Origin of the sequence: Paraglaciecola mesophila (assembly GCF_009906955.1) — a bacterium.
GTDB classification, from domain to species: Bacteria; Pseudomonadota; Gammaproteobacteria; order Enterobacterales; family Alteromonadaceae; genus Paraglaciecola; species Paraglaciecola mesophila_A.
Map to the genome: position 1 here is coordinate 2,209,006 of NZ_CP047656.1, position 12,451 is coordinate 2,221,456.

General features: G+C 44.5%; 13 protein-coding genes. 8 read left to right on the top strand and 5 right to left on the bottom strand.

All coding sequences use genetic code 11. The annotated features are described in order from the left end of the window. Nucleotides 1-39 precede the first annotated feature (39 nt). From FX988_RS09365 to FX988_RS09380, 4 genes are all read left to right on the top strand, one after another. Nucleotides 40-966, top strand: a complete 927-nt coding sequence (locus FX988_RS09365) for a 1-aminocyclopropane-1-carboxylate deaminase/D-cysteine desulfhydrase (RefSeq protein ID WP_160179404.1) — start codon at nucleotides 40-42, stop codon at nucleotides 964-966. Nucleotides 967-1,065: 99 nt separating this feature from the next. Next, nucleotides 1,066-2,160: a Kelch repeat-containing protein gene (locus tag FX988_RS09370; RefSeq protein WP_160179406.1), complete on the top strand. Its 1,095-nt coding sequence runs from the start codon at nucleotides 1,066-1,068 to the stop codon at nucleotides 2,158-2,160. Next, on the top strand, nucleotides 2,157-2,795 hold the full coding sequence (gene pnuC / locus FX988_RS09375) for a nicotinamide riboside transporter PnuC (RefSeq protein WP_160179408.1): 639 nt from the start codon (nucleotides 2,157-2,159) through the stop codon (nucleotides 2,793-2,795). The genes FX988_RS09370 and pnuC overlap by 4 nt, the downstream gene beginning before the upstream one ends. Before the next feature lie 51 nt (nucleotides 2,796-2,846). Beyond that, complete coding sequence (locus FX988_RS09380) at nucleotides 2,847-3,404, top strand: AAA family ATPase (RefSeq protein ID WP_160179410.1); 558 nt, start codon at nucleotides 2,847-2,849, stop codon at nucleotides 3,402-3,404. A 330-nt stretch (nucleotides 3,405-3,734) separates the two neighbouring features. On the opposite strand, the gene FX988_RS09385 is transcribed toward FX988_RS09380, so the two are convergent. After that, nucleotides 3,735-3,977 carry a DUF2061 domain-containing protein gene (locus FX988_RS09385; RefSeq protein WP_160179412.1) on the bottom strand — a complete coding sequence of 81 codons (243 nt, stop codon included), beginning with the start codon at nucleotides 3,975-3,977 and terminating at the stop codon, nucleotides 3,735-3,737. Nucleotides 3,978-4,238: 261 nt separating this feature from the next. Between FX988_RS09385 and FX988_RS09390 the strand changes: the two genes are divergently transcribed. Together FX988_RS09390 and nspC are read left to right on the top strand one after the other, a co-directional pair. Continuing rightward, complete coding sequence (locus tag FX988_RS09390) at nucleotides 4,239-5,441, top strand: saccharopine dehydrogenase family protein (protein WP_160179414.1); 1,203 nt, start codon at nucleotides 4,239-4,241, stop codon at nucleotides 5,439-5,441. A gap of 70 nt (nucleotides 5,442-5,511) precedes the next feature. Next, nucleotides 5,512-6,651: a carboxynorspermidine decarboxylase gene (nspC, locus tag FX988_RS09395; protein WP_160179416.1), complete on the top strand. Its 1,140-nt coding sequence runs from the start codon at nucleotides 5,512-5,514 to the stop codon at nucleotides 6,649-6,651. Nucleotides 6,652-6,728: 77 nt separating this feature from the next. On the opposite strand, the gene msrA is transcribed toward nspC, so the two are convergent. The 3 genes from msrA to FX988_RS09410 all read right to left on the bottom strand — a co-directional run bounded on the left by msrA (nucleotide 6,729) and on the right by FX988_RS09410 (nucleotide 10,117). Beyond that, nucleotides 6,729-7,316: a peptide-methionine (S)-S-oxide reductase MsrA gene (gene msrA / locus FX988_RS09400; protein WP_160179418.1), complete on the bottom strand. Its 588-nt coding sequence runs from the start codon at nucleotides 7,314-7,316 to the stop codon at nucleotides 6,729-6,731. Between the two features lie 107 nt (nucleotides 7,317-7,423). Next, complete coding sequence (locus tag FX988_RS09405) at nucleotides 7,424-8,977, bottom strand: DHA2 family efflux MFS transporter permease subunit (protein ID WP_160179420.1); 1,554 nt, start codon at nucleotides 8,975-8,977, stop codon at nucleotides 7,424-7,426. 57 nt (nucleotides 8,978-9,034) lie between these two features. Then, nucleotides 9,035-10,117 carry an HlyD family secretion protein gene (locus FX988_RS09410; protein WP_160179422.1) on the bottom strand — a complete coding sequence of 361 codons (1,083 nt, stop codon included), beginning with the start codon at nucleotides 10,115-10,117 and terminating at the stop codon, nucleotides 9,035-9,037. Nucleotides 10,118-10,252: 135 nt separating this feature from the next. Between FX988_RS09410 and FX988_RS09415 the strand changes: the two genes are divergently transcribed. Beyond that, nucleotides 10,253-10,906, top strand: coding sequence for a TetR/AcrR family transcriptional regulator (locus FX988_RS09415; RefSeq protein ID WP_160179424.1), 654 nt, complete (start codon nucleotides 10,253-10,255; stop codon nucleotides 10,904-10,906). Between the two features lie 398 nt (nucleotides 10,907-11,304). After that, nucleotides 11,305-11,739, top strand: a complete 435-nt coding sequence (locus tag FX988_RS09420) for an OsmC family protein (protein WP_160179426.1) — start codon at nucleotides 11,305-11,307, stop codon at nucleotides 11,737-11,739. Nucleotides 11,740-11,830: 91 nt separating this feature from the next. Here the strand turns inward: FX988_RS09420 and FX988_RS09425 are convergent, their stop codons facing one another. Further along, nucleotides 11,831-12,352, bottom strand: coding sequence for a thioredoxin family protein (locus FX988_RS09425; RefSeq protein ID WP_160179428.1), 522 nt, complete (start codon nucleotides 12,350-12,352; stop codon nucleotides 11,831-11,833). Nucleotides 12,353-12,451: the final 99 nt, after the last annotated feature.

Genomic DNA, 12,451 nt, shown 5'->3' on the forward strand with positions numbered 1-12,451 from the left:
TTACACTAACACTTTTTATAATAATGAATTTACCCTCGCGTGCCATACACATTAGACCCACTACAAATATCGCTTCCCTCGCCAGAACAACGAATGACACCTGACTGGAAAAACGCTGAACATCTACAAATTTGGGTTAAACGTGACGACCTTATACATGAGGTCATTTCCGGCAATAAGTGGCGCAAACTACGTCAATCGATCCGTTATGCTTTAGCAAACGATATACAGCATATTGTGAGTTTTGGTGGCGGTCATTCAAATCACCTTCATGCACTTGGCTATGTGTGTTCAGCTTTAAAATTAAAACTGACAGCGATAGTACGTGGTCACTATCACAATGATTTCACCCCCATGTTGCGTGATCTAAAAGCATGGCAAGCAGACATACACTTTGTTGATCGAAAAACCTATCAGCTACGTGACGATGACGCCTACTTAACCGCATTATCTCAGCAGTATCCAAATGCAATGTTCATCCCTGAAGGGGGGTCATCAGAGCATGCGTTAACCGGTGTATCTGAAATTCTCCGTGAACTAAAGCAACCCTACGATTATATTTTAGCGCCTGTGGGCAGCGGCGGCACATTAGCGGGTCTGATAACAGGTGCTTCGGCTCAGGTAAGTGACAAACAACCAAGCATCATTGGCATTGGCGTTTTAAAGGGCCAAGATTATCTTGAAGCATTGGTTAGTAACTTATTGCTTAAACAAGCACTGGCCCCCGCTCAACAAGCGAATTGGCACATCGAACATGGCTTTCATTTCAATGGATATGCTAAATCCACCCCAGAGTTAAACGCGTTTTGCCAACATGTTAACCACACCCTAGGTATCCCTATCGAGCCTGTATACAGCGGCAAGCTCTTTTGGGCCGCAAAAGCGTTAATTGAGCAAAATACATTTGCCGCCGGTAGTCGGATCTTGCTGCTACACACAGGAGGTCTGCAAGGGGCCCGCGATTAACCCAAGCCTAGAGCGTCGTATTTCACGCAATGGATACATTTTATAATTCTGGTGGTATATTCCCGCCCATCATCAGTCTTTTTATGCTCATTGGCCAATATGTTGTTTAACATTCGATTTATCTTGTTATTAAGTTTGCCTGTTTTTATTAGCGCCTGTGTGTCTCGCCCGCCTGCTCAGTTAGATACTAGCACTCAAGTCGAGGTAGACACCTCCGCAGGTAACGTTGCGAGCCCTAAGGTAAAGCAACAACAAACCACAAAAAACGAAAGCGCTTTGCGATTAAATGGTAAAAATACGCGCGTTTCATTGGATAAAAGCGAACCAAAAGAGCAACCACTGCACTTGCAAACGGCACGGTTCGCTCATGCATCAGCCACTGATGGCAAACTGCTTTATGTCTTTGCAGGCTACGGTAAACAAGGATATTTATCGGACGTAGAAATCATTGATCCGCAAACTGGGCAAAGCAGCGTACTGGCCAACAAAGTACTACCAAGAGGTTACTTTTCCGCGGTTTTTGATCAACAACACTCTATTTATTTACTTGGTGGTATTGGTCCTCAACCAGAAGATGTAAGCGTGGAACAACGCATTGAAGTATTCGATACACGCACGCACGAAACCCGTGTCATTGGCAATATTCCTGAGCCACTAAAAGACAATAAAGCGGTATATCTTAATGGCTATATATATGTGCTTGGCGGCGCTTCTTATCACGCAGCTAATGGCTATCAACTTATTCCCAGCGATGCATTGTGGCGTTTTGACATCAAGCAACAAAAATGGCAGAAAATGGCCAGTCTACCAAGCGCCAAATCCACTGAAGTCGTTGCCCACGACAATACAATTTACGCTATAGGCGGTGAACAAAACAGCGAAAATGTTGCCACTGTAGAGCGTTATGACGTGTCGAACAATCAGTGGTACACCATGGCTTCACTCCCCCACCCGGTCAGCGCCCACAGTGTTGCATGGTTAAACAATGCACTCTGGGTGTTTGCAGATGAAGATCAACACAGTAATAGCTATGTTCTACACAATAGTGCGACTAAATGGCAAGCAACATCCTTTGATTATCAAAGTGCTCTGTATACCAGTGTCAATGCGATAGGCAATAGCCTGTATGTCATTGGTGGCAACGCAGGTAAAGGCAATTCGTTTACGCGCTTAATTCAAGTGTTTACCCCATGAGCTGGTTAGAATGGTTGCACGGTTTTGCTGGGGCTTCCATAGTAGAATGGATTGCTACCCTAGCCGGCTTTCTGAGCGTATTTTTGTTAATACGACGCAGCCGTTGGAGTTTTGTTTTTGGTTTTATACAAGTCAGTATTTACAGTTGGATATTTTTCGATGTAAGACTGTATTCCGATATGGGCTTACATATTATTTATATTGGATTTCAACTTTACGGGTGGCATATGTGGAGCCGCAATCAAAACCAACAGGGACAAATATCCCCTGTACGCGGCAGTATGCTTGAATATGTAAGCCTTGCCGGCCTAGCTATTTTCAGTTCGGGGATACTTGGCTATGTAATGGCTAATTACACGGATGCAAGTTTCCCTTATGTTGACGCCTTTACCACCTGTGCCAGTTTAATTGCACAGTGGTTATTGAGTCACCGCAAACTTTTCAATTGGTCGGTGTGGATTATCGTCGATATTGTCGCCATCGCCGTTTACTGGCAAAAAGGCTTATACCCCACATCCGCTTTGTATTTTTGTTTCTTGATAATGGCGAGTATTGGACAATATGCTTGGGTAAAAGAATTCCGTCGCCATAATAGTAAAAATCAACCCTCACATTTAAAAAATGCACTTGGTTAATTTAGGTTCCGCCGAGAAACAGCAAAGTGATATGACGAGCACAACATCTCCATGATCAAAAAAATTGTTTTTTTAGGCGCGCCGTCCACTGGCAAGTCTACCTTGAGTGAAGCGCTAGCTGAGCGATTCCACTCTGTTTCTGTGCCTGAATATGGGCGTGACTATTGGATTGAACACCAAGTTGACCGCCGTCTCAGTCCTGAACAACTGCTGCACATCGCCCAAGTGCAGAATCAGTGGGAAGACCAAGCAAGTGTCAACGCCAAAAGCTATTTATTTTGTGATACCAACGCCTTCACCACCTGGCATTTTGCCTGTCACTACCACACAACTCCTTTACCTGAATTAACAAGATTGGCCGAAGATAGCTGGCAACGTTACGATCTGGTGGTGCTTTGCGATAATGATATCCCCTACGATGATACGTGGGAGCGTTCAGGGGATGCTAACAGAAGCGAATTTCAGCAGTTTATTCAGCAGTACTTAGTCGCCCACGACATTCCGTTTATCAAGGTTAGTGGGAGTTTAGCGTCTCGTATCGCCCAAATGGATGCCGCGCTTAATGCACTTGAACCTGCACAAAGAAACAGCCTACCTTCTCCCTGTTAAAATATTGTAAACGATTGAAACTACTCACTAATTTGGTGCTTCTTGCACTAAAGTATATCACTACTTCATTTGGAATTTAGTGTTTCCCTTGCTCACAAAAAGGTTAACCATTTGAAATATAAGACTTTTAAAAGTTGGCCTATGAGTTGCAAAGAGTTTAAGTGTATTAGGTGTCCAGATCGCCTAATGCAGGGAACATTAATAACTATAATAAAAAAAGCAGTACCGAGCGATTCAAAGCTCTTCAAACAAAAGCGCCTTATTCTTGTCCGGGTAAGGCGCTTTTTTGATCCCGCGAGTGAAATCAGTGACTATCACCAACACATGTGATTATCCTAATTGGTGACTGTGCCCAAAATGCGAAACCCTCAAAGAAGCAGACGACTGATCAGTTGCGCCTTTATTGCGTAACCTTTTATTCTCCCATATACGCTCGTGGATCATGTATGCCACTGTGTTTACCGCAGGTTCGACTAGCGCGATAATACCACCGACGACAAAACTGCCTGTTAATATATACGCTACGCTAAATGCGACACTGAAATGGGTAATAGCAAAAGTAATAGTTTTCATAGCGGGTTACTTCCAAAAAAAGTTAAACAAATAAATAAAGCTGATGGGAAAATCATATTCCCAGAGCATTATTCAATCCAATGAAACAAATCAATCAGCGCAATCTGCAAACGCGATTAATTCTCATTTACACCCTAGCGTAGAAAATTGCTGCGCTCAAATAAAAACAAGCTAATTTTTTAACGGCGCTTTGTTTACATCCCATGATTAGGTGTTAGCATTCGCGTTTTAATGCATCTTATTACTGATAAGGGTCTTTCTATGTCTCGTGTTTTGATTATCGGCGCTGGTGGCGTGGCTGCTGTTACCATAAAAAAATGTGCTCGTTTACCTGAGCTATTTGATGAAATTTATCTTGCTAGCCGCACGGTTTCTAAATGCGAAGCCTTGCAGCAAGAAGTTGGCATTGACCGTGTTAAAGGCGTGTTTGCCGTTGATGCTGACCACGCCAGTGAAGTGGTCAAAGTGATCAATCAGGTTAAACCCGATCTGGTCATAAACCTTGCTTTGCCTTATCAAGATTTAGCCATTATGGATGCGTGTTTAGAAACAGGTGTACATTACCTAGATACAGCAAACTATGAGCCAAAAGATGTGGCTAAATTTGAATATTCTTGGCAGTGGGCATACCAAGATAAGTTCGAAAAAGCAGGTTTAACCGCGTTACTCGGTAGCGGTTTCGATCCGGGCGTTACCAACGTTTATACAGCATACGCAGCTAAGCATTATTTCGATGAAATTCACTACCTAGATATAGTCGATTGTAACGGCGGCGATCACGGTCAAGCGTTTGCCACCAACTTCAATCCTGAAATCAATATTCGTGAAATCACTCAGCGCGGTCGCTTCTTTGAAGATGGCGAATGGAAAGAAACCGATCCGTTAAGCGTGCGTGAAGATCTAGATTATCAAAACATTGGTGTGCGCGCGTCTTATTTGATGTTCCACGAAGAGCTTGAGTCGATTGTTAAACACTTCCCAACCTTGAAACGTGCGCGTTTCTGGATGACGTTTGGTGACGCATACCTGACACACCTCAAAGTGCTTGAAGGCATCGGCATGACCAGCATTGAGCCAATTGACTTTCAAGGCCAAAAAATTGTGCCTTTAGAGTTCTTAAAAGCCGTGCTACCGAACCCCGGCTCACTTGCTGATGGTTATACCGGCATGACATGTATCGGTACTTATATTACGGGTATCAAAGATGGCAAAGAAAAAACCATCTTTATTTACAACAACTGTGACCACGCAGCATGCTTCGCCGAAGTAGGTGCCCAGGCCGTGTCATATACCACAGGTGTACCTGCCATGATCGGCGCATCATTGATGCTAAACGGTACGTGGAAAAAGCCAGGTGTGTGGAATATGGAGCAGTTTGACCCTGACCCATTCATGGACATGCTAAATCAGCACGGTTTACCTTGGCACGTCATTGAGTGTGACGAGAGTCCCTTTAGCAAATAAAGCTAAACCGTAAATCTAGACAATTTAAGGGCCATTTATTTGGCCCTTTACTTATTCAGCGGAGTATCCCGTGACAGATCCTATGTTAAACCCTGCCATTCCTTCACCTTGTTATGTGTGTGAAGAAGCCAAACTCGAGGCTAACTTACAATTGATGCAGCGCGTGCAGCAAGAAAGTGGTGTTGAAATAATTTTGGCACTAAAAGGCTTTTCAATGTGGTCCACTTTTGATTTAGTGAAACAGTACCTGCAAGGCTCAACCGCCAGTGCCGTTTGGGAAGCACGCTTAGGCAAAGAAGAAATTGGCAAACAAGTGCATGCTTTTTCCCCTGCGTATAAGCCGGCTGATATCGACCAACTCGTGGATCTCGTTGACCATATCTCGTTTAACAGCTTTGGGCAGTGGAACCGCTATAAATCACAAATTTTGGCGTCTAACGTGTCCCCAGGTATACGTTTAAATGCACAGCACAGAGAAGCCGAAACAGAATTGTATGATCCCAGTGCCCCTGGGTCTCGTTTTGGCATATTAGCCAAAGACCTAAAGGATGCAGACTTAAGTGGTCTTGAGGGGTTTCATATTCACAACCTATGCGAATGTGACTCTTTTGCCACCGAACGCACCATACTGGCCGTAGAAGAAAAATTCGGTCAATACTTCGGGCAAATCAAATGGATTAACTTTGGCGGTGGTCATCTGATGACCAAAGACGGCTACGATGTTGAACATCTTATAGCGACATTAAAAGCGTTTAAAGCGCGTCATCCACATTTGAACGTTATTCTTGAGCCAGGCTCAGCGGTCGCTTGGCAAACGGGCCCCTTAATATGTGAGGTTATCGATATCGTTGAAAATCGCGATAAAATTGCGATCGTAGACATGTCAGCCACGGCACATATGCCTGATGTGCTCGAAATGCCTTACCGCCCTGAGGTACGCGGTGCAGGTAAAGCTTACGAAAAAGCGTTTACCTATCGTTTTGGCGGAAACTCGTGTTTAACCGGTGACGCAATTGATTTATATAGCTTTGACCATGAATTGCAAATTGGCGAGAGGATTATCTTTGAAGATATGATCCACTACACCATGGTAAAAACCACCTTTTTCAACGGGGTTGAGCATCCGTCCATAGGGATATTGCGTAACAACGGTGAATTTGAACTGGTGCGTAAGTTTGAGTACGAAGACTTTAAAAATAAGTTGTCGTAAACGAAAGCACATTGGAAAGGCGTAACCCGAGAGACTCGGTTTACGCCTTTTTTCGCTGATAACTATAACGCGGACGCTTAATGGCTCGCTTTATCACCCCAAATTTCTTCTAAACGTTGGTCTCGGCCGCAATTCCAGCGATAAAGCTTGTAGCGCACAGGGCTTTTCTTGTAAAAGTCTTGATGAGCGATTTCATTCCCCTTAATAGGATAAAAACGTTTCGCGTCTAAGATAGGCGTGACCACTGTTTGCTCAGGAAATTGGGCTTCGACTGCTTTCTTGGTTTTCTCAGCAATCGAGCGTTCTTGCTCATTCGCTACGAAAATGGCGCTTAAATAGCTATGGCCTTTATCACAGAACTGACCGCGCGCATCGAAGGGATCAATGTTAACCCAATAATGATCCAGAATTTGCTGATAACTCACCACATCAGGGTCGTAGGTAATCTTCACTGCTTCATAATGCCCTTTATGATTGCCGTTATAGGTGGGGTTACGTACCGTTCCGCCAGTAAAACCCGATACCACATCAGTGACACCTTCTAGCTTTTCAAAATCAGACTCCATGCACCAAAAACAACCACCAGCTAAAATGGTTTCATCCGCTAATACACTCGGGGAAATAAACGAAGCGCTGAGGAGCAACGCAAACAAAATAGATTTCATAACTATCCTTTAAAACTTCAACCGCGCTCACGAGATTGTGACGCTATTGATAAGTAGAACCGATTTCCCCTAAAGTACTTTCATTACGCTGTTTTTCATTACGCTTATCAATGGCCAGATCCGGGATCTTCGTTTTGTGCCTTACGGATAAAAAACATTAACGGCAAGGCGCAAGCATACATAGCCCCAATCCATAAAAATAAATCGTTAAATGCCAACACCTGTGCTTGTACCATGACCCTATCAGCGATTTGCTTTATGGCTGCAGCCATTGGATCGCTTGCTGCCCCTGCGACAGCTAATTGCGCTTTAGTCAACTCTTCTAACACCACGGCGCGACTGGTATCGATAGCAGGAATGAGCTGTGCCCAGTGATAATCCACTCTGATATCACGAATGGTATCCATAAACGCTAGGCCTACTGCTCCACCTAAATTACGCAGCACATTAAATAGTCCCGCAGCATTACTGATCTCACTATTCGGTAAGGTTCCCATGGCAATTCGAGAGGCAGTCAGTAAACACATTAACAGGCCTACTCCGCGTACCATTTGCGGCCACATAAACTGATTGAAGCCAGCTTGATCGGTCAAATTGGCATTCATCATAGAACCCACACCCACCATAACCAGACCAGCGGCTAACATGTAACGCGCATCCACTTTGTCAGATAAACGCCCAATCACTGGTGCGCTGAAGAACATAGACGCGCCAGTGACGAACATTAACTGGCCAATTTGAAAGCTATTAAACCCGCGCACCGTGCCTAAAAACAGCGGCATAAGATACACCATGCCATACAATGCAATACCAATAATGAACCCTAGAGATGCCCCAATAGCAAAGTTACGATCGCGAAATACCCGCAAGTCGACAATGGGCAACGTGACGCGAAGCGCTCGCGCAAAGAAGCCTAAAGCGCTACAAGCGCACAGCACACTAAGCATCAAGATAAACGTACTGTCGAACCATTCATCTCCAGGACCTTCTTCAAGAATGTACTCCAGCGGCCCTAAAAATAATGCCAAATAGAGCAAACCCAAGAAATCAATTCTCTTGAACAGGGAGAAATCCGGTTTATCGATACGCAAATAAAACCATACACCAGCGCTGGCTAACACTCCGGGAACCACATTCATTAAAAACAACCAATGCCAGCTTGCGTGCTGAGTAATATATCCGCCTAGTGTAGGGCCAATCGAAGGGGCAGTCGTTGCTATCATGCCGATCACAGCCTGCACTGCCCCCATCACCCGTAAGGGAAACAACTTAAAGCTAATCGCATATGCGATGGGGATCATAGCGCCGCCAACGAAACCTTGAATCGCGCGCATAATAATTAATTGGTCGATGGTTTGAGCCAGTGCACAGCCAATGCTGGCAATGGTAAACGCCACACAAGAAATCACGAATGTGAGATGAGTCGATAACCAACGGGTTAACATGCCTGATAAAGGGATCATGATAATTTCGGCGATAAGGTAAGCCGTTTGAACCCAGGATATTTCATCAGGTGTGGCCGAGACACCGGCTTGAATTTCATTTAGGGAGCTGGCGACAATCTGAATATCTAAAATCGCCATAAACATGCCAAGCATCACAGCAACGAAGCCAATCTTCTGACGTAGCGATGGCATCTCGTTTACTCTTTCATCACTCATTTAGCTGCCCTTTTATTGCCCATCACTGCAGTGCAGGGATTTTATTGCAACGAATACTTAGCGCTGAGAAGTCAGCACCTGTTCAATATCCAAATAGGCACTTTGCTGATTAAAACCTTGGGTATTTACATGAGGCACGACAGACAAACCAGGACGCAACAAATACATGTGCTCTCTAGGGCCAGTGACGTCAATACGCACCGGAACACGCTGCACGATTTTATTAAAGTTACCCGTAGCGTTATCTTTTGGCAGTAAGCTGAACTCAGACCCAGTTGCCGGTGAAATTGAGGCAACCACGCCAGTAAATTCCACGTCATCTTGGGCATCAACAGTGAGTGTTACCGGTTGGCCGATTGTCATATGGCCTATTTGCGTTTCTTTAAAATTAGCCACCACATATACATCTGGAAGTGGCACTAAATACAATAACGTCATGGTGGGCTGTACCAAGCCTCCAGTTCGCGCCCCTAAGCTACCAACAATGCCATCGCTTGGTGCTCTTATTTCGGTTTTAGCTAACAGGCTTTGCGCATATGCTATTTGCGCTTGTGCCGCAGTGATATTGGCACGCGCACTTTGCTGCTGTGCGTCCAGTACTGAATACATCTGTTGCTCAGCGGCGAAAGCAGCTTTAGCTTGAGCCAATGATGCTTTAGCGACCGCTACGTCTGCTTCGGTATTTTGTAACTGCTGCTTAGAATCAAATGCTTGTCGATCTAAAATTTGAAAACGTGCCAAATTAAGCTCACCACGTTTCACTTCCGCTTTGGCCGCATCAATGTTGGCTCTTGCCTCATCAATTTTTTTATCTTGCAAAGTGATTTGCTGCTGAGCGTTTACCAGGACAGCTCGAGCGACGTTAAGTTCGGCCTTCGCTTGGGCTAACTTTGCCTGATAGTCACTGGCATTTATGCGAACAAGCAACTGCCCCTGTTGCACATGTTGATTCTCCTGCACGGCTAACGTTTCAATACGACCCGTTATTTCTGCCCGAATTGAGATGCTGTCTGATTTGATATAAGCATTGTCGGTTTCTTCGATAAATCGTCCGTGCGCGTACCAATCATAACCTGCTGTGGCAGCCCAGCCCACTAACGCAAAGAGAACAATGAGTAAAAACCAATTTTTTAACCACATTAGTGAGACCATATCAATGTGCATAAAGTTTAAGTGTAATGTATATTACACTACAGTAAGCAAGGTTCAATTGATAACAGACAAATAGTATGCATTTTTGTTATGGTTATTTTGTCTCACCAATACAGTCAAAACATGTCAACGAAAACACCAATAGCCGCCCACAACAACCCTGATTATGCACCACGCGAGCGGGGCCTGATCCGTCGCGACAAAATTATCCAAGCCGCGACTCAAGTCTTTGTTCGCTCTGGTTTCGAAGCCGCGAGTTTACAAGAAATTGTCGCTTTGGCGGGAGGTTCACTCGCCACTCTTTATCGACTATTTGGGAATAAAGAAGGCTTATTTTATGCCGTTATCGAGCGTAAGAGTGACCAGCTACTCGGCGAAATAGACTATGGCGATTTACAACATCAGTCCCCAAAAGATGCACTATTGGAGATAGGCATGCGCTTCTTCAGTATGGTCATTTCACCAGAAGTGGGGGCAATTCATAGATTACTCATAGGGGAAGCAGTGCGAACGCCCAAGCTGAGGGAAATATTTTTAACCCTAGCTACCGAGCGGGCTATTCGTCAACTCGCTGATTATTTGCAAAGCCAAGTTGATAAGCAGGCGTTGGATATTCAAGATTGTTTTATTGCTGCAAGCCATTTTATGGGGGCGCTAAAAGGCAACTATCATATTCGTTGTATGCTAGGAGAAGTGGTTAATCTTAGCCTCAAAGAGCGAGAAAAGTTTGTTACTACAGCGGTCGATATGTTTCTCAGTGGTTACGCACGCCGCTAAGCACGAATCACTAATTGGAGAATGTAAAAATGCAGACAGCCTAAAAACGTAACCGATTATTGAAGGCGTTTATTGAACGCTTTTATCATTCTCTTCGCAATTTCTACCCGCCCTAGCCCGAGTTTCACATTAATGCTATCCCACAGTGCACTTCAGTAAATATTGCAGTGCCTATGTAATCTTCACCGATTTAACGACTTCTATGCGCACCCATCACCTGTAATAGACAGCTAAAACCTGCGCGCCCCGTGCCGTGTCAAAAATTCGCTAGAGCGGCAGAGCATTTGCATTACTGATATTACGTTTCGACCGCCCCTGAAATCTGAACCACTCAGTCAGGGAGCATTAGCTTACCTAGATAACATCAAGGTAATAACATCAGTAAAAGGAGAATGTATATGAGTATCGTCAAATCTGGTAGCGCAACCTACAAGCCGTTAGGCAAGCAAGGTAAAGGCAGTATATCTACAGAAACCGGCGCATTATCGAATCACCCGTACGGTTTTAATACCCGCTTTGAAGACGGTAAAGGCAGTAACCCTGAAGAGTTAATAGGCGCCGCCCATGCTAGCTGTTTTACCATGGCGCTTTCACTCGCTCTAGCGGATGCAGGGTACGAAGACGGAGAGTTGAAAACCACCGCCCAAATTAGCTTAGATAAAACAGATGATGGCTATGAAATCAGCCAATCGGCGCTAACATTAAATGCCGTGGTGGCTGATATAACCGAAGACAAGTTTAGGCAGATAGCGCAAGACGCGAAAGAGAACTGCCCAGTTTCACAACTGCTGGATACCAAAATCACTCTTGAGTTTAAATTAACGGCGCAATAGCGAAACAAAAGCAGGTGTAGATAGCCTGCTTTTTCGCTTCAAAACCAGCTGCGGTATTGGCTACGCCTAGCACCCATGGCTGTGCAAAGCACTATTGTGTGGCCTTAGCTAAGGCTTTTAAGTCTTGGGTTAAGCTGGTTTTCGGCCTTTCAATAACACGCCCTAACTCTTTGTCATCGTGAAGTAGAATAAAGGTCGGTGTGTACTTAAGATGGTATTTTTGTGCTATGCCTTGGGGGTCCATTTTCTTTGTATCGACTGCGACTAAGATTAACTTAGGGACATCCAGCCCACTTAAATCAAAGGTTTTTAGCAAACGCGGCACTTCACGTTGGCTGTCGTGGCACCAAGTACCGAACAATACCAACAACGTATCATTTTCAAGGTCAGCGACAGCTGCCAATTCCTGCTGACTCGGTTTATATGCCTTGTACTCTGCTTGAAACACTGGATATTGAGCAAACAACTTTTCTGCGCTAACTTCACCAAGTAGCGTCTCACCCACTCTACTCTTACCGTCTAATTCAGAGTCATTGGCATTCGAATGGCTGCAGCTGGCCAACAAACAACTTATTAGTACGCATGCACTCACCATTTTGATTTGCTTCAACACTATCGTTCTCCTACGTTAAGTTCCTCATTATTCAATAGTGCTATGGGTAAAATAGCAAGTATCCTATGCACTTAACGTTATCAGAGAGCGTACTTTTCC

Excerpts from the sequence above, each read along its gene's own strand:
- FX988_RS09370 (WP_160179406.1), top strand. The coding sequence starts at position 1,066 with ATGTTGTTTAACATTCGATTTATCTTGTTATTAAGTTTGCCTGTTTTT.
- FX988_RS09410 (WP_160179422.1), bottom strand. The coding sequence starts at position 10,117 with ATGTGGTTAAAAAATTGGTTTTTACTCATTGTTCTCTTTGCGTTAGTG.
- FX988_RS09385 (WP_160179412.1), bottom strand. The coding sequence starts at position 3,977 with ATGAAAACTATTACTTTTGCTATTACCCATTTCAGTGTCGCATTTAGC.
- pnuC (WP_160179408.1), top strand. The coding sequence starts at position 2,157 with ATGAGCTGGTTAGAATGGTTGCACGGTTTTGCTGGGGCTTCCATAGTA.
- FX988_RS09380 (WP_160179410.1), top strand. The coding sequence starts at position 2,847 with ATGATCAAAAAAATTGTTTTTTTAGGCGCGCCGTCCACTGGCAAGTCT.
- FX988_RS09420 (WP_160179426.1), top strand. The coding sequence starts at position 11,305 with ATGAGTATCGTCAAATCTGGTAGCGCAACCTACAAGCCGTTAGGCAAG.
- FX988_RS09405 (WP_160179420.1), bottom strand. The coding sequence starts at position 8,977 with ATGAGTGATGAAAGAGTAAACGAGATGCCATCGCTACGTCAGAAGATT.
- FX988_RS09415 (WP_160179424.1), top strand. The coding sequence starts at position 10,253 with ATGTCAACGAAAACACCAATAGCCGCCCACAACAACCCTGATTATGCA.
- FX988_RS09390 (WP_160179414.1), top strand. The coding sequence starts at position 4,239 with ATGTCTCGTGTTTTGATTATCGGCGCTGGTGGCGTGGCTGCTGTTACC.
- msrA (WP_160179418.1), bottom strand. The coding sequence starts at position 7,316 with ATGAAATCTATTTTGTTTGCGTTGCTCCTCAGCGCTTCGTTTATTTCC.